Origin of the sequence: Microcoleus sp., assembly GCF_041354475.1 — a bacterium.
Classification (GTDB): Bacteria; Cyanobacteriota; Cyanobacteriia; order Cyanobacteriales; family Microcoleaceae; genus Microcoleus.
Window position 1 is genome coordinate 15,823 of record NZ_JBGJZU010000034.1, and the last position, 19,077, is coordinate 34,899.

The 19,077-nt window shown below is 45.4% G+C and carries 13 protein-coding genes and 1 pseudogene; 7 read left to right on the forward strand and 7 right to left on the reverse strand.

What is annotated here, in order from left to right; all coding sequences use genetic code 11:
* Positions 1 to 98: 98 nt before the first annotated feature.
* The gene (locus tag ACBR23_RS14495; RefSeq protein WP_371119771.1) at positions 99 to 4,403 is read left to right on the forward strand and encodes an AAA domain-containing protein; all 4,305 of its coding nucleotides are present in this window, start codon (positions 99 to 101) and stop codon (positions 4,401 to 4,403) included.
* Positions 4,381 to 5,283: a hypothetical protein gene (locus ACBR23_RS14500; protein ID WP_371119772.1), complete on the forward strand. Its 903-nt coding sequence runs from the start codon at positions 4,381 to 4,383 to the stop codon at positions 5,281 to 5,283. Before ACBR23_RS14495 ends, ACBR23_RS14500 begins: the two co-directional genes overlap by 23 nt.
* Positions 5,284 to 5,370: 87 nt before the next feature.
* Here ACBR23_RS14500 and ACBR23_RS14505 read toward each other — a convergent pair whose 3' ends face one another.
* Entirely contained in the window at positions 5,371 to 6,645 is a 1,275-nt protein-coding gene (locus ACBR23_RS14505) for a DUF3747 domain-containing protein (protein ID WP_371119773.1), read from the reverse strand.
* Between the two features lie 339 nt (positions 6,646 to 6,984).
* Positions 6,985 to 7,977 carry a ribose-phosphate pyrophosphokinase gene (locus tag ACBR23_RS14510; RefSeq protein ID WP_341738543.1) on the reverse strand — a complete coding sequence of 331 codons (993 nt, stop codon included), beginning with the start codon at positions 7,975 to 7,977 and terminating at the stop codon, positions 6,985 to 6,987.
* A 281-nt stretch (positions 7,978 to 8,258) separates the two neighbouring features.
* On the opposite strand from ACBR23_RS14510, the gene ACBR23_RS14515 reads away from it, so the two are divergent.
* The 5 genes and pseudogenes from ACBR23_RS14515 to ACBR23_RS14535 all read left to right on the forward strand — a co-directional run.
* A complete protein-coding gene (locus tag ACBR23_RS14515; protein WP_341738542.1) occupies positions 8,259 to 8,717 on the forward strand; it encodes a GatB/YqeY domain-containing protein in 459 nt (152 codons plus the stop codon).
* A 232-nt stretch (positions 8,718 to 8,949) separates the two neighbouring features.
* The gene (locus tag ACBR23_RS14520) at positions 8,950 to 10,572 is read left to right on the forward strand and encodes a serine/threonine-protein kinase (protein ID WP_341738541.1); all 1,623 of its coding nucleotides are present in this window, start codon (positions 8,950 to 8,952) and stop codon (positions 10,570 to 10,572) included.
* 115 nt (positions 10,573 to 10,687) lie between these two features.
* Entirely contained in the window at positions 10,688 to 11,395 is a 708-nt protein-coding gene (bioD, locus tag ACBR23_RS14525) for a dethiobiotin synthase (RefSeq protein WP_341738540.1), read from the forward strand.
* A gap of 229 nt (positions 11,396 to 11,624) precedes the next feature.
* Positions 11,625 to 12,842, forward strand: coding sequence for a M20 family metallopeptidase (locus ACBR23_RS14530; RefSeq protein WP_341738539.1), 1,218 nt, complete (start codon positions 11,625 to 11,627; stop codon positions 12,840 to 12,842).
* A gap of 1 nt (position 12,843) precedes the next feature.
* A pseudogene (locus tag ACBR23_RS14535) lies at positions 12,844 to 13,025 on the forward strand (hypothetical protein); the annotation flags it as partial.
* 228 nt (positions 13,026 to 13,253) lie between these two features.
* Here ACBR23_RS14535 and ACBR23_RS14540 read toward each other — a convergent pair.
* The 5 genes from ACBR23_RS14540 to pstS form a co-directional block, all read right to left on the reverse strand.
* On the reverse strand, positions 13,254 to 14,234 hold the full coding sequence (locus ACBR23_RS14540) for an aldo/keto reductase (RefSeq protein WP_341738537.1): 981 nt from the start codon (positions 14,232 to 14,234) through the stop codon (positions 13,254 to 13,256).
* Positions 14,235 to 14,360: 126 nt separating this feature from the next.
* Complete coding sequence (gene pstB, locus ACBR23_RS14545) at positions 14,361 to 15,161, reverse strand: phosphate ABC transporter ATP-binding protein PstB (RefSeq protein WP_340522004.1); 801 nt, start codon at positions 15,159 to 15,161, stop codon at positions 14,361 to 14,363.
* Between the two features lie 105 nt (positions 15,162 to 15,266).
* Positions 15,267 to 16,163 carry a phosphate ABC transporter permease PstA gene (gene pstA, locus ACBR23_RS14550; protein WP_341738536.1) on the reverse strand — a complete coding sequence of 299 codons (897 nt, stop codon included), beginning with the start codon at positions 16,161 to 16,163 and terminating at the stop codon, positions 15,267 to 15,269.
* A gap of 34 nt (positions 16,164 to 16,197) precedes the next feature.
* Positions 16,198 to 17,154, reverse strand: coding sequence for a phosphate ABC transporter permease subunit PstC (pstC, locus tag ACBR23_RS14555; protein WP_341738535.1), 957 nt, complete (start codon positions 17,152 to 17,154; stop codon positions 16,198 to 16,200).
* 309 nt (positions 17,155 to 17,463) lie between these two features.
* Positions 17,464 to 18,654 carry a phosphate ABC transporter substrate-binding protein PstS gene (gene pstS, locus ACBR23_RS14560; RefSeq protein WP_371119774.1) on the reverse strand — a complete coding sequence of 397 codons (1,191 nt, stop codon included), beginning with the start codon at positions 18,652 to 18,654 and terminating at the stop codon, positions 17,464 to 17,466.
* Positions 18,655 to 19,077 lie beyond the last annotated feature (423 nt).

Consider the following 19,077-nt stretch of genomic DNA (forward strand, 5'->3'; position numbering starts at 1 on the left):
CCTGGGATTTGGTAGACACCTGGTGGGTAGACCCGCACAAGTTCCGATCGTGCTAACGTTATATTTATCGAGGCGACAAACAATCATAGAAAATAAAGATGCCATCTTTAGTCACAGAAGATTGGGGATACAAATTTACTGGGAATCGGGCGATTAATAAATTTATTCGCGATGTTGAAGGGGAAGCAGCTTTAGCAAAATATTGCGATTGGGAATGCAAAGAGCGTGCGGAAATTCTGATGTCAGAGATTGCCGGTAAATCTCACAATATTTTCTATCTGCGCCGCCAACAGGTAAATCAGAGATTTTCGGAAGAAGAAATTTGGGAATTTATCGTTGCTACGGATCGAGATGATTTTGAATTCCCAGAATTGTTGCAAAAAAGAGACTGCACTTTACGCTTATTAGCAACTGTACGCTGCGAAGATGGCATTGGTGGCCTCAAGTTATTGGATGCTGGTTTAGTAAATCAGCTAAGAGGTAAGAAAGACGGTTATGTTTTGCCCCAGAAATTGCGACTTTTAGGTAATAGTAAAGCCGGGGTGCCTCGCAAGTCGATCGCCCGCGTACAACAACTGCCATTTTGGGAAGATAGACACATACCAACCGAGGAACAACTAAAAGTTTGGCACAGTTTCCTAAAAGTTGAAAAACGGATTGCGGAAGCTCGTCAATTTTGCGTCCCTTTCCGAGGTCATAATTACGGTTCGACGCTCAAAATCATCACTTTAGAAATTGATTCTAGTTCCGCAACTTTAGATGGCTATGAAGAAAATTGTTTAGAATTGGGCGACTTTCGAGAAAGGCTAAAAAATGCCCGCCATGAAGAAATTACCCTGTTTGATTCTGCGCCGGGAACCAGAAGCAGCCGAGATGGAGAAACTTTAGGTTCGATCGCCGAAATTGACTTTGAGCATAGCAAATTACGCATCAAATTAGACCCAGATTTAGCTGTGCGCATGGCTGGCGATCGATATTTATTACCTAAACAAGGATTTTTGTATTTTGAGGCTGCTGGCGATATCACTCAGATTAAACGCAAAGAACAAGCTTTGAAAATGTTGGCAGATGGCCGGGCTCAAAATCCCTATTTGAGCGATTTTTTGTTCGACGCTTCCCAAGCAAGGTTGCCACAAAAAACTATTCAATTAGAACGGGAAAATTTATTAAATCCTAATGCCAATGCTGACCAAATTTCTGCGGTAGAAACAGTGCTGGCTGCACGAGATTTAATTCTGATTCAAGGACCTCCGGGAACTGGAAAAACTACGGTGATTGCCGAGATTTGCTATCAAATTGCCCGTCAAGGTGGCAAAACCTTGATTGCTTCTCAGGCCAATTTAGCTGTAGATAATGCTTTGAGTCGCTTGGTTCACAATCCGGCGATTCGGGCGTTGCGCAAGGGAAAAGCTCATAAGGTGCAGGAAGAAGGACAGCCGTTTTTGGAAGAAAATGCGATCGGCACTTGGCTACAAAATACAGCGACTGACTGCGAACAAAAATTATTATATCGCCAGCAAAATGTCACTTATTTGCGAAAGTTATTAACAGAGTATGAAAGATTTCCTGATTACTTTGCAGCGGAATTAGATTTTTATAGTCAACAAAAACACCTGCACAGTGCCAAGGTAAATCTTGAGGCTAACTGCAATCTTCAAGAAACAGCATATCAGGAAAGTTTAGCAGAAAAACAAGAAATTGAAGCTTTATTTGTGGCTTTAGAACAACTCCTAGATTCACCAAAAGTGGATTGGGAATCTCCTGAAATAACCGAATTTATGCCTAGACTTAAACCTTATTCAGAAGGTAATGTTTTAGTCGAAAATTTTATGGGGAATGTGCGGATAGCAGCTAATCAGGCTACTCAAATCGGCTTTGTTAGGCCAGCTTGTGGTGCTTTTGGGATTGCGGTTTGGTTGCGAGAAACTGTAGCGCCACAAATAGCAGAATTTCAAACAGCCTTTGATTGTGCTGATGATGTGTGTAATGCTATGTCAGCAGTTGCTGATTCGCTGCGGGTGTCGCGACAGATTTCTGATGCTTTGAGTCAGCTACAATTGGGCGATCGCCAAAATCACACAAATCGCCAAAATTTACAGCAGAAAATCCAGAATTTGGAACTACGAAAAGCAGAAATTGCCACCGTTGTTGTCGCCGTTGCAGAGTGGATTCAGACTGCGGATACTCGACTGGATGCCGTTGTCAAATCTTGCTGGGAAACAGGGGCGCTGCTGACCGATGACATGGTAGAATTGCCTGGGGGATTGCTGAAAATTGCCCGATCGCTCAAATTGGCGATCGTCCCCGCCAAATGGAAAGTTAGTTTGCCCGATTTAGACAGACTACAAAAGGCGATTTCCCATGAAGCCAGCGGGGGTTTTAAGGACCTTCAAGGTCAACAATTGCGATTTAGTGAGTTTTTGCATCTAAATTTGAGCCAAACGCCGATCGTACTCTCTGCGGGCGATCGGACCCAATGGCAACAACTAGCCAAAGACTTTGATAACTATTCCCAATTCAGCCGAAGTCAACGCCAATTTATCATAGAAACAGCCAGCACTTTCTTCGCCAATATTCAAAAAATTTACAGCGCATCTTTACAGCCACATAACATCCAGACAACCCTCGATCGCCTCGCCAAAGAATTGCTGCACACCATCCTCGAAAATGCACGCCAATGTGTGGTTCCCCTCAAAACAGAAACCGAACAGCAACTACAAAAACAGCAACAGCTATTAGAGCGACTAAATTTCAGCTTAAATCAGCCAGAAATATCCGCCCTTCAACTTCAGCTAGAAACAGCACAACAAGCAACCAATTTAAAAATTAACACAGCAACTAATCTCTTGCAAGCAATTGTCGCCCAGCCAAACCTCCCCGAAAAAATGCAAACCTTAGCCGAACAATATCTTACCCGCACATCTAATATCTGGGAACAACCACAACAATTTATTCGACAATTTGAGGCTTGGAAAGAAATTACTTCTCAGCTAGAAAACTACATAACAGCCCTCGATCCTTTTGGTATCTTGCAGCTCATTAAAAACAGTCTCAAAGACCATTTATTGCCGCTGCAACTAGCATCCAACAAAGGGTTACAGCAACTCCAAGAACTCCAAACAGAATTGAGCGAAGTTCTAGAACAACTCCAACAGCAGCAGCCAACACCCGCATTAATTATGGACAGAACTTGGTGGGAGTCCGCATGGCAAAATTTCCCAGATAAATACAAGCTAGAAGTGAACAGTACGGGACTATTCACGGTGGAATTTTTACGGAGAATAAAACGACAATTAACTAAATGGAAACAAGAATTAGAACGAGATGAAACAGAACTAAATCGCTCTCAATATTTTGTAAAAGACTGGATCAAAAAACTCCACAATCCTTCGGAAAAAGACCAAAGTGATTTAAAGCAAATTTATATAGACAATGCCAATGTTATTGGCATTACTTGCGTACAAGCAGCCAGTTTCGACTTCAGCAAAAACTTCCCCAGCTTTGATGCAGTCATCATTGACGAAGTTAGTAAATGTACGCCCCCAGAATTATTGATTCCCGCTTTGAAAGGCAAAAAATTAGTATTAGTAGGCGATCACAGGCAGTTACCGCCAATGTTCGATCGCAATACCATCGCTGATATTGCCGAAGAAATTGGCTGTAGCGGAGACGAACTAAGTTTCATCAAAGAATCCCTATTCAAAACGTTGTTTGAAAATGCCAACGACAGCATCAAACAAATGCTGACAACTCAATACCGAATGCACCCGCAGATTATGGGAGCAATCAATCAATTTTATGACCAAAAACTCAACTGTGGCATTGCCGAACCAGACACCAGACGCGCCCACAACCTGGCGGGTAAAATCCTTCAAGACACTAATCACATCCTGTGGGTGAAAACACCAATTGGACCAGGTTTTGAAGAAGAAAAGAATGGCACTTCCCGCTTGAATATCAAAGAAGTAGATGCCATTGAACGTTTGTGCGAGGAAATGGAAATAGCTTGGCAGTCAAAAATTGCCGATGGTGAACCGCCTAAAGAAATCGGAATCATTACTTTTTACGGCGCTCAGTTAAGGTTAATTCAAGATAGAATTGAACCGGAAAGATTTCCATCTCTGAGTATCCGTACTGGGACTGTGGACATATTTCAAGGCATGGAGCGACCTGTGATTATTGTCAGCACAGTGTGCAATAATAATAGGGGAGATATTGGATTTGCCAAGGAACCCGAACGGGTGAATGTGGCATTTTCCCGCGCTCAAGAATTGTTGGTAGTTGTTGGCTGCCACGATTTATTTACCCAACAAACAGGTACTGTCGGCAAAATGTATCAGGAAGTTTCAAAAACGGTGCGTTACTGTGGAGGTTTTCTAGATGTCTCTAGCTTCCTCAACTAAACCCATTGACTCTAACTTAAGTTCCCTAGTGGCACAAATTGAGCAACAAAATCCGGGTTTGTCAGTTTTGGCGGCGCGTCAATTCCGCTGTGCAAAACGACAGACACCTTTAGAGGTGACTATTAGCGAACCTCGCGAATTTAATGTACTCGAAGAGTTTATTCTGCGGGCTTGTATCGAGTTTGAACCTCCGCCCACCTTGAAAGAATTGGCTGATTTGCTGGGCTTAGACGAGGTTTTCGTGAAGACTACGGCAACGACTTTGGTGAGTTTGGACATCTTGGAGGTGTCTGGAATGGACAAAATTGCGATCGCACCGGGAGGAAGAGATTTTTGCGATTTAGGTGCTGTTAGTAAGTCGCAAATTCAATCAATTTATGCCATTTCCGATCCATTAAATCAAACTCTTACCTTTAATTTCGACTCTCTACGGACAGAAACTATCGACTTACCAGATTTAGCAGATTTAATATTACTAGAACATCAAATTTCTGACATTGCAAATTTAAGTATAACAGAAATCCAGCCATTAATTCAAGATTCTGGCTTAGGAATTCACATCCCAGCCGACGGCAAACTTGTCACAAAGTGTGATGTAGTTGGCGACGATTTAAATATTTGGCAAAGCATATCTATTTTTGTGTTGTTTGATGCGATCGAAAATCAAACTACCATCCAAGTACGACAGGGAAAACAAATATTAGAAACAGCATCAAACTTACTCAACGAACTCCAAACTCAAGCAAAAATATCCTTAAATGACTTCTGCAAAGCTACTGAAAATGTTGTGGTTCAAGAAGCCGAAATAATCGACACTCCCCAAAAAAAGAAACAAGCATCTAAGCAAAAACCCAATAAAACTGAGTCAAGAAAAAAGTAATTTGAGGAAGAAAATCCTCACTACAAACCTATTTGTAGTAAGGATTTTAGTCCCGCTCGACTCCGAACTTAAAACTGTGCTTTGCTGCTACTGAGCTTTAACACATTTCAACATCCGCAAAGTAGCCGCCGCTGCATAATTCCGTTTTGCAGAATCATCGGGAGCAAACCGATTTCCAATTTCATTCAGAGACGAAGCAACTGAACAATAGGCAGACATTTGATTAATAATTGCCGCCGCCCAATGATTTTGAGTATCAGAAAAATTTTTAGCCTGCTGTTTTGGAATTAAATCTGGCTTCATTCCCCGCGCCGACAAACCAAATTCTGCGGAACGACGGAGGACAGCCATCAATTCAGCACGAGTGACTGGTTGGGTAGGTTTAAAAGTTCCATCTTTATAGCCGCTGACTATGTTATTGTCCCGCGCAAATTGAACTTTAGCTGCACTCCAACGGGAAGTATCAACGTCGCTATAGGGACGCAAAGAAATACTGGTAGGAAATTTGATGTTAGCCCCTGGTATTCCTTTCAAACCTTCTAATACTAAAGATACTAATTCCTCTCTAGTGACAGCGACTTGCGGTCGAAAAGTATTATCTTGAGAAAATCCAGCGACAAACCCAAGGCTGACAGCTTCTTTAATTTCGGCAGAGTAGATATCGTTGCTAATATCTTTAAAGGTAGGAGTACCAGTATTTCCGCCAGTATTTCCGCCAGTGTTTCCGCCAGTGTTTCCGCCAGTATTTCCGCCAGTATTTCCGCCAGTGTTTCCGCCAGTGTTTCCGCCAGTGTTTCCGCCTATATCCCCCGGTGCAGCTTGATTGCTAGTGAAATAAAAGTGACCTAATATTTTGCCTTGATAAGATCTTTTGGTCAAGCGCCAAGCTGGATCTAGAATAATTTTCATAAAGCCCTTAGCATCACCATTGGTTCTACCGATAATCACAGGTTCACCTTTGAGATCGATGGGAGTTCCCATGAGTAAAACATCACCGTTGACTTGCTGTAAATCCAGGGTGTATTTTAATGCTAAGTCAGTGCCGGCCATGCGAATAGAAAAACCGTTACTGTCAGTAGCACGACCGCAAATACCGGTAAAATCAAAGGAGATCAATAGCGGATCGACTTGCACGGGATTAGAGCCACTTTCGCTCCAGCACGCTCGCTTGTCAGATACCTGTTCCACAATTAGTAATTGGTAGCCACCAAAACCACGGGGTTGAGCAATAGCAATCACTCGGTCTTGATTAATTTCTGTTTGGTCAAAAGTAAATGCTAGGGCGGAACCGATCGCCCCGATGGTTAAAAGTGCGGAACTAGCCAGGGCGGCTGCTGTACGTCGCAGTGAAAGTTTGATCATGTTTCTTGATTTTCCCCTTACTTTAATTCAACCTTTCTCAAATAGACATCTCCCATAATTGTTGGGGAACAGACCAGAAAGCCTGTTCAAACCTTGGCTTTTTAGGAGAAGTCTAATTAAAAAATTAGCGTCTTTCAGACAACAAGATATTGAGATAGAATTTTACCATTTGTTGTTCCTGATATCAAATCCTCTCTTCATCGTCCTGTATTAAACTCTCTCTTCTCTTCCTTCGCGTCCTTAGCGCCTTCGCGGTTAAATCATTCCGATATAAAAAACTGGCGCGCTAAATTGAGTTAACGCACCAGATTATGTACAGTGAAAAAATAATTTTTGCCTCTACCGGAACATACTGCTGACAGAACTATCTTCGTGAATCCGCCAAATAGTTTCTCCCAGCAAATTCGCCACCGAAAGCACAGTTAACTGCTCGAACTGCTTCTCTTCTGGTACAGGAATTGTATTGGTAACAATCACCTCTTCCAAAACTCCACTGGACAAACGCTCGATCGCCGGAGGTGAAAACACCGCATGAGTAGCACAAGCATAAACCTGTCTTGCACCCTCGCGACGCAACAGCCTCGCCCCCTCACAAATCGTGCCAGCAGTATCGATCATATCGTCCACCAACACGGCTGTTTTGCCTCGAACATCCCCGATCACATTCATCACTTCCGCCACATTGTGAGCTTGACGGCGCTTGTCAATAATTGCCAGTGGTGCGTCATTGAGTTTTTTGGCAAAAGCCCTGGCCCTAGCGACTCCGCCCACATCCGGCGACACCACAACAATATCTGTCAACTGTTTGCTCTTGAGGTAATCTAGGAGTATGGGAGAGCCGTAAACATGATCGAAAGGAATGTCAAAATAACCTTGAATTTGAGCTGAGTGTAAATCCATTGCCAAAATGCGGCCAGCCCCAGCTTCTGTAATCAAATTAGCGACCAATTTCGCGGTAATTGACTCTCTTCCTGCGGTTTTGCGATCGGCTCTAGCATACCCATAGTAAGGAATCACGGCAGTGACTTGTCTGGCCGAAGCGCGGCGACAAGCATCGATCATAATTAATAATTCCATGAGGCGATCGTTCACCGGACAGCTAGTTGGCTGAATCAAGTAAACATCGCAACCTCGAATCGATTCCTGAATTTGAACATAGAGTTCCCCATCAGCGAACCGCTTGCGAACCATAGGCCCCAAATCAATCCCCAGATAGCGAGCCACCTCTTGAGCGAGGGGAACATTAGCAGAACCGGAAAACAACCGGAGACGATCGTGAGAGGAAATGGGAGGCTCGGGAAGCGGAAGCGGTAAAGTAGCAGAACGGATCACAGCAGGCCTCTTGCAAGACGTTTATTTTACCGCTATCTTACCATCGGAAACTATAAATATAGCAACCCTAATTGAGTGGTATCACCACTTTACCCCCAGAAACGGGTTTTTTTTGATCGGTATAAATGATTTAGGCTAGCTATGTATGGTAGCTGAAACTCCGGTACGATCGAGCCTGCGATCGATGGAAACGGAATAAACTTGCAAAAAACCGCAAAAAAAGTTAAGAATTTGAAGCAGACTCCTGATTTTTGATATCGGGCAAAAAAAGGTGAAAATCCATGAGCTTAAGAGAACGCATTGACGCAGAAATCAAAGCCGCTATGAAATCCAAGGACAAAGTTCGCTTGGAAACAGTACGTGGCATCAAGAAATTTATTCTCGAAAAAGAAGTCAGCCTCCGTCCCTCCGGGCAAGACACCTTGACTGAAGCTCAAGAGATGGAGATTTTAATGCAAATAGCAAAACAGCGCCGAGATTCGATCGAACAATACCGCAAAGGCGGCCGCGAAGATTTAGTCGCACAAGAGGAAGCGGAGTTGGCAATTGTGGAAGAGTATTTGCCACCTCAGATGTCAGACGAAGATATCAGTGAAGTTATTGATGCAGTTATTGCCACGGCGGGCGCTACTTCTGCCAAAGATATGGGCAAGGTGATGGGAGCAGCCATGCAGCAGCTTAAAGGCAAAGCAGACGGCAAGAAAATTCAAGACATGGTGAAAGCGAAGCTTAGTCCTTAAGTCAGCAGTCCTTAGTCAGCAGTCAGAATGCAGGGGCAAACCCCCCGTGGTTGTCCCTGTTTAAATCTGCAAAAAAAACCCGGTTTTTGAAAGTTGTACAAAAAAATGTAAAATGCTAACTTCGATCAGGACTCTCAGCTAGAGACGGTGAAGTATGCTGTGGAGGCTTAAACACATAACAGTCTAAGTCTGTCCGCGATCGTCTATTTTTAAACATTGTCTACTTAAATTTATGCAGCCACCTATTGCTATTGGAACTCTCCTACAAAGCCGCTACCGCTTACTGAAGATTTTAGGTCAAGGAGGATTTGGCCGCACTTATTTAGTAGAAGACTTGGGGCGATTTCAAGAACATTGCGCCCTGAAGGAATTTATTCCAGCCCAAAGCGGTGCCTACGTGCTGGAAAAATCCAAGGAATTATTTCAAAGAGAAGCAGCCATTCTTTATCAAATTCAACACCCCCAAATTCCTCAGTTTCGGGCAATATTTGAGGAGAATCAGCGTTTATTTTTGGTGCAGGATTACGTGGAAGGGAAAACATACCGGGAACTACTGCTCGATCGCATTGACCGTGGCCGCACCTTCTTGGAAACCGAAGTGCTGGTATTTATCCGGCAAATGCTGCCAGTGCTAGCTCACATCCACGCCCGCGGCATCATTCACCGGGACATCTCGCCAGAAAACATTATTCTCCGCGAAAACGACAAAATGCCCGTACTGATTGACTTTGGAGTAGTGAAAGAACTCGCCACCAAAGTGCAGTCTCCCGAAGGCACAGCCCACGCCACCACAGTCGGTAAAATCGGCTACGCACCCTTGGAACAGTTGCAAAGCGGGCGAGCCACAGCTAGCAGCGACCTCTACGCTTTAGCAGTAACGGCGATCGTGCTGCTGACAGGGAAAGAACCCCAGGAATTACTCGATCAAACCACCCTGCTGTGGAATTGGCAGCAGCGAGTGCAGGTGAGTACGGCTTTAGCTTTAGTCTTAAATCGGATGTTGAGTCGCACTCCAGCCGATCGCTATCAATCAGTCAGCGAAGTCGCCCAAGCACTAGACGGACAAATAAATCCCTACGCTAACCCCCAAACCGTAGCCCCCACTGGGCCACCGGCATCGTCCAATGTCTCCCAAGTAGCCACAGTAGCCGTGGGTAGACGGCCAGATCCGATCGGCCAAAGTTCCCACCCCCAAAACCAGCCCCATCCAGTCATCGATCCCGCCACCAGCTCTATTTGGGACAATCCCATGGCGGCGATCGGCATCGGTGCAGGTTTAGTCATCTTGACCGGCTTCGGTTCCTGGGCCTTAGTAGGTTCATTCCTCAACAATCAGCGCCCGCAGCCGACTCCAACGGAGGTGAACACAGAAACACCACTCCTACCATCTCCCACACCCAGAGTAACTCCCACACCAACCCCGGAACCGTCACCAGTACCCGATCCCGTGCCCGCACCAGTACCCGATCCCGTGCCTGCACCAGCACCAGATCCAGTGCCCGATCCGACACCAGAACCAGTACCCGATCCGACACCAGCCCCAACACCAGAGCCTGTGCCCGATCCGACACCAGCCCCAACACCAGAGCCCGTCCCCGATCCGACACCAGCCCCAACTCCCACACCAAAACCAACTCCCGCACCAACTCCCACACCAAAACCAACTCCCACACCAAAACCAACTCCCGCACCTTCGCCGTCGCCAGCACCTTCGCCGTCGCCAGCACCAGCACCCACACCCGCGCCGTCGCCCTCGCCAGTACCCGCACCCGCGCCAGCACCCGAACCCGCACCGTCGCCGGAACCCGCACCCGCACCCGCCGAAAATCCACCTCAACCATCGCCTGCTCTGTAATTGATAATATTTGGTAGCAGATCGATGGCTGTTGCCAAGGTAAATTTTCAGTTACTTTGATTGCGACTTACTATACTCAGTTTAAGAAAAATTACCCCTTACCTATTAGCTATCCATGAACTCCCTGCTAATTACTGGAACTGATACCGACGCGGGCAAAACGGTTTTAACGAGTGCTCTGGCTGCTTATTGGCAAACCTATTTTGCCGATCGCACTTTGGGAATTACCAAGCTGTTGCAAACGGGAACAGGCGATCGCGAACACTACACCCGTTTATTTCACCTCGACCAATCCCCCCAAGAACTCAATCCACTGCACTTTGATGCGCCTCTAGCACCTCCAATCGCCGCCGAACGGGAGGGGAGACCTATTGAACTAGAAAAGGTGTGGACGACGCTACAAAGCCTCCAGCAGCGCAAAGATTTTGTGTTGGTGGAAGCTTTGGGAGGGCTCGGTTCCCCTGTAACGCGGGAACTGACGGTGGCGGATCTGGCGAGGGATTGGCGGCTCAGGGGGGTATTGGTGGTACCGGTCAGGTTGGGGGCGATCGGGCAAGCTGTAGCTAATGTTGCCCTTGCCAGACAAAGCGGCTTTAAACTCAAAGGTATTGTCCTGAACTGCGTTCAACCTGCTTCCGAGCAAGAAATTGCCGATTGGGCTCCGATCTACTTAATTGAGTCACTTACTCAAATACGTGTTTTGGGTACTTTGCCACATTTAGATGACCCCAATGACCTGACTAAACTAGCTAAAGCAGCGTCAGAATTAGATTTAGAACGATTATTACCTGGGGTAAATTTAATTCCTCAGATTGCTAAATAACCGTCTTGTAAACACCTCTCTTTTTCAATATTCTCTTTCTCTGCGTACTCTGTGCCCTCTGTGGTTCATTAAAGACTAAGATTTTATTTTAACCGCAGAGAGCGCAGAGAGCGCAGAGAGTGCTAAGAAGGAAAAGAGAGAGTTTTACAAATTATTTAATAGCTTGGCATCTAGAGCAGGTAAAGATTAAAATAAGTAGGAAAATAACAAGTAAGAAGTAACCAATAACATGATTTATACTTTACCGAATTTAACTTCTGTCGATTTATCGAACTTGAGGCTGGAAATTAGAAATTTACAGCCTCAATTAGTGGAATGGCGTCGCCGTTTGCACCAAAAACCTGAGTTGAGTTTTGAGGAGAACTTAACCGCGGATTTTGTTTCCCAAAAGTTGCAGGAATGGGGCATTGAGCATCAAACTGCTATTGCTAAAACGGGGATTGTCGCTACTATAGACAGTGGCAAACCAGGGCCTGTTTTGGCAATTCGGGCTGATATGGATGCTTTGCCAATTCAAGAGGAAAATCAGGTTGATTATCGATCGCAACATAACGGGATTATGCACGCTTGTGGCCATGACGGACACACGGCGATCGCCCTCGGTACAGCCTGTTATCTCGCCCAGCACAAACACAGCTTTTGCGGCACTGTAAAAATCATCTTCCAGCCCGCCGAAGAAGGTCCAGGCGGCGCAAAGCCCATGATTGAAGCTGGAGTTTTAAAGCATCCTGACGTTGATGCGATCGTCGGCTTGCATTTGTGGAATAATCTGCCTTTAGGCACTGTAGGCGTGCGTAGTGGCCCGCTGATGGCCGCCGTGGAAATTTTTGATTGTACAATTTTGGGCAAAGGTGGACACGGTGCGATGCCCCATCAGACTGTAGATGCGATCGTAGTTGCAGCCCAAATAGTCAACGCTTTGCAGGCAATTGTAGCCCGGAATATCGATCCGATCGACTCCGCAGTAGTCACCGTCGGCAAATTCCACGCAGGCCAAACCCACAATGTCATTGCCGATACCGCTAAAATCGGAGGCACCGTCCGCTATTTCAATCCAGCATATCAAGGTTATTTTAACAATCGAATCGAACAAATAATTGCCGGAATTTGTCACAGCCACGGAGCAAATTATCAATTCGATTATTATTGGCTTTACCCACCGGTCATCAACGATACCAACATGGCTGAATTGGTGCGTAGCGTAGCAGAAACCGTGGTAGAAACTCCAGCCGGAATCGTGCCAGAATGTCAAACAATGGGCGGTGAAGATATGTCCTTCTTTTTGCAAGAAGTCCCCGGTTGCTATTTCTTTTTAGGTTCAGCCAATCAGGAGAAAAATTTAGCCTACCCCCATCATCACCCGCGATTTGATTTTGATGAAACTGCTTTAGGGATTGGTGTAGAAATGTTTGTCCGGTGCGTGGAAAAGTTTTGTGTTAGAGATTAGCGGTTCCCGCTCCATGTTTCGGTTTGAACAAACTGCTGATTTGTTATCTGTGATTCAGACTTGTCGGTTTCAAGCTAAAAGCGCAATGGCTTTTTTCCGTGATACTCTATCTGCCCATTCTGTAACTTTTTCATGCCTTCTCTGATTACCAATCTTAGACCTCCATCCTTACGCCACCCCTAGCCAGGAGTACCCATCGTGTCCATCCTCTTAAACCATCGCTATAAAGCAGTATCGGAATGATTTAACCGCGAAGGCGCGAAGGACGCGAAGGAAGAGAAGAGAGAGTTTAATAATTCCGATGAAGAGAAGATTTTATATAATTCGGCGGTTGAAACCGCTACTACACAAACAAAGTCTGCCTCCGCAGACTAAGAAACAAAAGTGGCATTTAACTCAAATTTGATATTATTATTTAGTTTGAAATATATTCTGCACCATCTTTTTATCTAACTTTGCCGCCACTTTATCCAATTCTGCCATCTCGCCAGAGTCTAATTTCCAGCCTAAAGCACCAATATTCTCTGCCGCCTGGGCCGCCGATTTCGCCCCCGGAATCGGAATAGTTTCTTTACTAATACACCAGTTAATCGCCACCTGAGAAATAGTCTTGTTTCTGGATGTCGCTATTTCTCGCAAACACTCCAAAAGCGATCGCATTCCCGGCAATATCTGTTTACACGCCAAACCTCGGATACCTTTAGGAATGGGACCCTTTTCCGAATATTTCCCCGTCAATAATCCCAAGGCTAAAGGACTGTAAGCAATTAATTTTATCCCCAGTTCGTCGCACACTTCTTTGAGACCAAGTTCCGTAACTGGATAGGTAGAAAGTAGCGAATATTGCACTTGTAATGTAATAATTGGAATTTGGCGATCGCGAAATCTTTCATATACCCATTTTAAGCGTTTAGGCCCATAATTAGACAGACCTACTCCCTTCACCAAGCCTTGCTCGTAAAGGTCAGCCAAACCATCTAACAGAGCGCCTTCTTGCCAAGGAGCATAATTAGCTGTAGACCAGTGCATTTGCACCAAATCGACATTTTTCCCCAGGCGAGAAGCTGAGGCTTTACCAGCCGATATCATAGATTGTCGCGTCAATCTCCAAGGATAAGCAGCCAGTTTAGTCGCAATACAAATACTATCTTGATTTACACCTTGATAGGCTTGAGAAAACTGCCCTAAAAGCATCTCGCTACGTCCATTTAATTTCCCAGTTCCATAGGAATCACCAGTATCAAATAAAGTGACACCATTACTCACACAAAGATTGAAAACGGCTTGCAATTGGGAATCCATACTTTCATCATAATCCCAGAGCAATCTGTTGCCCCAGGCCCAAGTGCCACAGCCCATTGTTGGTAGAAAAAGTTGTTGGTTTGTTTGCATTTTTGGTAAAATGATAAACACAGATCAAATCTCATTGGGTGCATCTGTGTTTATCTGCTGATATCTGCGGTGAAAATTTCCCAATCTAACTAATTGGTTTTAACAGCCCTTCAAAGTCACAGTAAATCAGCCAAAACGACCGCTGACATATTCCATCGTAGAAACTTCCTTGGGATTTTGGAAAATCACCTCAGTCCTGTCGCACTCCACCAGATAGCCAAAGCGTTTGCCATCATCAGAAAGTTTAGCATTGAAAAAAGCAGTCAAGTCAGAAACACGAGAAGCCTGCTGCATATTGTGAGTCACAATCACAATGGTATACTGCTCTTTGAGTTCCCGCATCAACTCCTCAATTTTGATCGTAGAAATCGGATCGAGAGAAGCGCAAGGTTCATCCATTAATACTACATCAGGATTAATGGCGATCGCCCTAGCAATACACAAACGCTGCTGCTGGCCACCCGAAAGCGAAAAACCACTCTGCTTCAGTTTATCTTTTACCTCATCCCAAAGATAAGCTTGGCGCAGCGACTTTTCCACCAACTCATCCATATCGCCCTTATAGTTATTCACCCTCGCACCGTAAGCAATATTGTCATAAATCGACTTCGGGAAAGGATTCGGCTTTTGAAACACCATCCCAATCCGGCGACGCACCTCCACAGCATCAATATCAGGATCGTATAGATTTTGACCGTGATAATAAATTTGACCGTTTAAGCGAAAACCATTAACCAAATCATTAAGACGATTAAAACATCGCAAAATTGTACTTTTTCCGCACCCAGACGGTCCGATAAAAGCAGTAATCCGATTTTTAGGAATCTCCATCGAAACATTTTTTACAGCTTGAAAAGCGCCGTAAAAAATATTGATATTGTCTACCTGCAAAACCGTTTCCGTTTTCTCTTCCAACAATTCCATCATACAATTAATACTCCAATCAAATTTTACAACCTAAGCCGAAGATTACAGCGGGAAAGTGGGAGATAATTGCCAACTGCCAACTGCCAACTGCCAACTGCCAACTGACTAATAAACTTTTTGGCGAGTTGCCCAACGAGAAAGAATACTCGTCAGTAAAACCATGAACACCAAAATTAAAGAAGCCGCCCAAGCTAATTCTTTCTGTGCCTTAAACGGAACTGTTGCAAAGTTGTACACCAAAACCGAAAGGGAAGGAGTTGGCTTATCAAATCCTGCTGGCCAAAAAGGCGAATTTAACGCAGTGAAAATCAAAGGAGCAGTTTCTCCAGCAGCGCGGGCAATTGCCAGCGTCACACCAGTTAAAATAGCCGGAATAGCAGCAGGCAAAACCACCTGCAACACTGTTTGATAATTAGATGCACCCACACCAACCGAAGCCCATCTAATATCTTGAGGGACGATTTGTAAAGCTTCGTCAGTAGTTCGCACAATCGTCGGCAACATCAGCACTGCCAGCGCAGCACCGCCTGCAATTGCCGAAAAACCTCCCATATTTACCACAAACAAACCGTAGGCAAATACCCCCGCAATAATCGAAGGAACACCGCTGAGAACATTAGTAGCAAAACGCACCCAGCGAGCTATGGAGCCTTTGCTAAATTCAGACAAATAAACGGCGGCCAATACACCAAAAGGTACAGCAATCAGAGAAGCAATTCCCACGGTCATCAATGTACCGATAATTGCATTAGCAATACCGCCTCCCGATAGTCCAGGCGGTGGTGGTAGCTTAGTGAATAAGTCTAAATTCAGGCGATTGAAACCTTGTACGGTGACGTAGGAAAGCACTGCAAACAAAGGCAACAGAGTAATTGTTAAACAGGCTCCCGCTAATACTGTCATCGCCATATTGAACAGCGATAGGGGACTGTTTTTAACTTTTTTTAAATTACCTGTCTTCGAGGCAAAAGAATCAAGACCTTCAGAGGTTCTGTTTGACATAAATTAAAACTGTAGGGGGATTTGCCACCAATTTTTAGTTGTACTTGGCTCTAACTTGAGAAACAATCCACTCTGCCAAAATATTAACAATCAGGGTCATAATAAACAAAATTAGCCCCGTGTACATCAGAGCTGCTACTTGCAACCCGGAAGCTTCTGCAAACTGATTTGCCATCAAAGAAGCAATAGTATTGGCAGGAGCTAGCACCGAAAGACTTAACTGATTGGAGTTGCCAATTAACAGAGTTGCAGCCATTGTTTCTCCCATCGCGCGTCCTAAACCGAGCATAATTCCGCCGACAATACCGGAGAAAGCAGCGGGTACCAGCACCCTAAAAATGGTTGTCCAACGAGTTGCTCCTAAACCTAAAGATGCTTGCCGCAATTCGGGAGGCAGACTTGCTAAAGAGTCACGGGAGATAGCAGTAATAATCGGCAAAGTCATGATTCCCAAAATTACTCCGGCGGGTAACATTCCGGGTCCCACTGGGGGGGTGCTAAAAATTGGTAGCCATCCGAAAGTGCCGTTGAGAAACTTGCCGAGGTTGGTAATAATGGGAATCAATACAGCAATTCCCCACAAACCGTAAACTACGCTAGGAATGGCGGCTAAAAGTTCTACCAAAAAAACCAAGGCTGTGCGGATTGGTAGGGGTAGAAAATCTTCGCTCAGGAAGATCGCAGTGCCTACTCCTAATGGTACTGCAATTAGGAGCGCGATCGCCGAACTGACGATCGTCCCGTAAATCATCGGCAGGGCACCGTACTCTTCTTTAACTGGGTTCCAGCTACTGCTAAATAAAAATCCCAAACCGTACTGTTGAATCGCAGGTAATGCTCTGAAAGCAACTGTGAGTGCTATCACCAGCAAAATTACCCCAATTCCTATGCCCAAAATCCTAGTTAGCCAGATAAAGGCTTGGTCTAAGGATTTTTCTACTGGAGAGCGGGAACGGCTCTCAGATTCTGCGCTCTGATTATGTGAAATCATAGACAAAACAACCAAGTAATAGTTTTGAAAAAAACAATTTTAGGAAAAAGTTAGCGGGAAGGAAGCAGAAAGAAAAAACATAAATAACATTCCACAGGAGTGGGTGGATTAATCGCCCTGACTTTTCCACAAATATTTCTGATGAAAATCGCTCCTTGTATTTGGAAAGAGGTAGATGGCGATTTACCGTTGGGTGGGGGCGGGTTTATGAGATTATCGATGTTAGGCTCATATTGTTGGTGAAACCCGCCCCTACAGAAATATCCCTCTTCCTTCTTCCTTCTTCCTTCTTCCTTCTTCCTTCAATTACTATTTGGCAACCTCAATCTTGTAGTCGGCGCTGATGCCGTCAGCAGCCGCGGCCACTTTTTCTTTAACGCTTTGGGGCAGAGGAACGTAGCCCAATTCGGAACTAACTTTTTGACCTTCATTCAAGCCGTATTCCACCATAGCCTCGATCGCTTTGGCTTTGTTGGCATCCGCAACTGTTTTGGGGACTAGCATCCAAGTATAGGTGACAATTGGATAGGATTTAGCACCTTCTGGGTCTTCGATAAATGCTCGCAGATTTTCTGGCAGTGGAACTGTTGCTAGAGCTTCTGAAGCTGATTCGTCGTTAGGTACGACAAATGTACCTGCTTTGTTTTGCAAAGATGCAAATTTGAGATTGTTGTTTTTGGCGTAGCCGTATTCTACATAGCCAATGCCGCCGACGGTTTGCAGGACTTGGGCTGTGACACCTTCGTTGCCTTTTGCACCGACAAAGGTACCTGTTTTGGGCCACTCTACTGTTTTGCCGTCGCCTACTGTGCTTTTCCAGTCGGGGCTGATGGCACTCAGGTGTTTGGTGAAGACGGCGGTGGTACCGCTACCATCGGAACGGTGCACGACGGTAATGGCTTGGTCTGGTAATTTAGCACCAGGATTCGCTGCTGCTATTTTGGGGTCGTTCCACTTGGTAATTTTACCGGCGAAGATTTCTGCGTAAACATCCCGTGGCAGTTTGAGTTCGGGTACGTCTGGTAAGTTGTAGCCGATGACGATGCTGCCGGCTGTCATGGGCAACAAAATCACGCCTTTGTCTGCTGGAACTTTGGCGATTTCGTCGTCTTTCATGGCGGTGTCGCTGGCACCAAAGTCTACGGTGCCTTTGGTAAATTGTTCGACTCCGGCTCCGCTACCTACGGATTGATAGTTAATTTGTACTTTGGGGTTGATTTTGTTGAAGTCTTGAAACCAACGCTGGTACAGGGGAGCGGGGAATGATGCGCCGGCTGCGGTGAGGGCGACGTCTGAGGCTAGGGCGAGTTTGCTGGGAGTAGCAGTGCCGGTGGCTGCAACGGGGGAAGCGCCGGGACTCGCGGCGCTGTCACTGGGGCTGGGGCTGCTGCTTGTGGTTGTGCTGCCGCCACCACAGGCTGCTAAGCTGAGGGCGATCGCCATTGCTGAGATTGCCGTCGTCAGCCGGTTGGAATTAATCATGTTGATACGGAAAATCATGGGTGTAAAGTTTTAGACGCTATACAGGGTGTCGGGCCCTAGCATAACGCTCGAAAGTAAAGCTTTGGTTAAGATTCTTTACATTTTACACTAAATTAAATTTTTAGTTCAAAACAAGCTTGACAGTTTTGGAGCAATAAGATATTTGAAAGGGTGGGGACCGTAGCCATCGCTAGATTGTCGATCGCCGACCCCAAAATTCATAAAAAACACTCGGTAAGTGGGAAACTCAGTGTCTTTAGACCTGAGAGGGAAACGACCCGGCGGTTTCAACCGCCTTGAATCCCCTTGCGGGGTTGGAGGGGTATGGTTGCCCCTCCGGTGAGGTATGGTTGCCTCGATCTCCCTTGCGAGAGTAATGTTCGCTTCGCCAATGTTATAAGGGCTTGTGAGGCTAGCAGCACTGTCTCAGTGACTTTAAAA

Excerpts from the sequence above, each read along its gene's own strand:
- ACBR23_RS14495 (WP_371119771.1), top strand. The coding sequence starts at position 99 with ATGCCATCTTTAGTCACAGAAGATTGGGGATACAAATTTACTGGGAAT.
- ACBR23_RS14500 (WP_371119772.1), top strand. The coding sequence starts at position 4,381 with ATGTCTCTAGCTTCCTCAACTAAACCCATTGACTCTAACTTAAGTTCC.
- ACBR23_RS14505 (WP_371119773.1), bottom strand. The coding sequence starts at position 6,645 with ATGATCAAACTTTCACTGCGACGTACAGCAGCCGCCCTGGCTAGTTCC.
- ACBR23_RS14515 (WP_341738542.1), top strand. The coding sequence starts at position 8,259 with ATGAGCTTAAGAGAACGCATTGACGCAGAAATCAAAGCCGCTATGAAA.
- ACBR23_RS14520 (WP_341738541.1), top strand. The coding sequence starts at position 8,950 with ATGCAGCCACCTATTGCTATTGGAACTCTCCTACAAAGCCGCTACCGC.
- bioD (WP_341738540.1), top strand. The coding sequence starts at position 10,688 with ATGAACTCCCTGCTAATTACTGGAACTGATACCGACGCGGGCAAAACG.
- ACBR23_RS14530 (WP_341738539.1), top strand. The coding sequence starts at position 11,625 with ATGATTTATACTTTACCGAATTTAACTTCTGTCGATTTATCGAACTTG.
- ACBR23_RS14540 (WP_341738537.1), bottom strand. The coding sequence starts at position 14,234 with ATGCAAACAAACCAACAACTTTTTCTACCAACAATGGGCTGTGGCACT.
- pstB (WP_340522004.1), bottom strand. The coding sequence starts at position 15,161 with ATGATGGAATTGTTGGAAGAGAAAACGGAAACGGTTTTGCAGGTAGAC.
- pstA (WP_341738536.1), bottom strand. The coding sequence starts at position 16,163 with ATGTCAAACAGAACCTCTGAAGGTCTTGATTCTTTTGCCTCGAAGACA.
- pstC (WP_341738535.1), bottom strand. The coding sequence starts at position 17,154 with ATGATTTCACATAATCAGAGCGCAGAATCTGAGAGCCGTTCCCGCTCT.
- pstS (WP_371119774.1), bottom strand. The coding sequence starts at position 18,654 with ATGATTTTCCGTATCAACATGATTAATTCCAACCGGCTGACGACGGCA.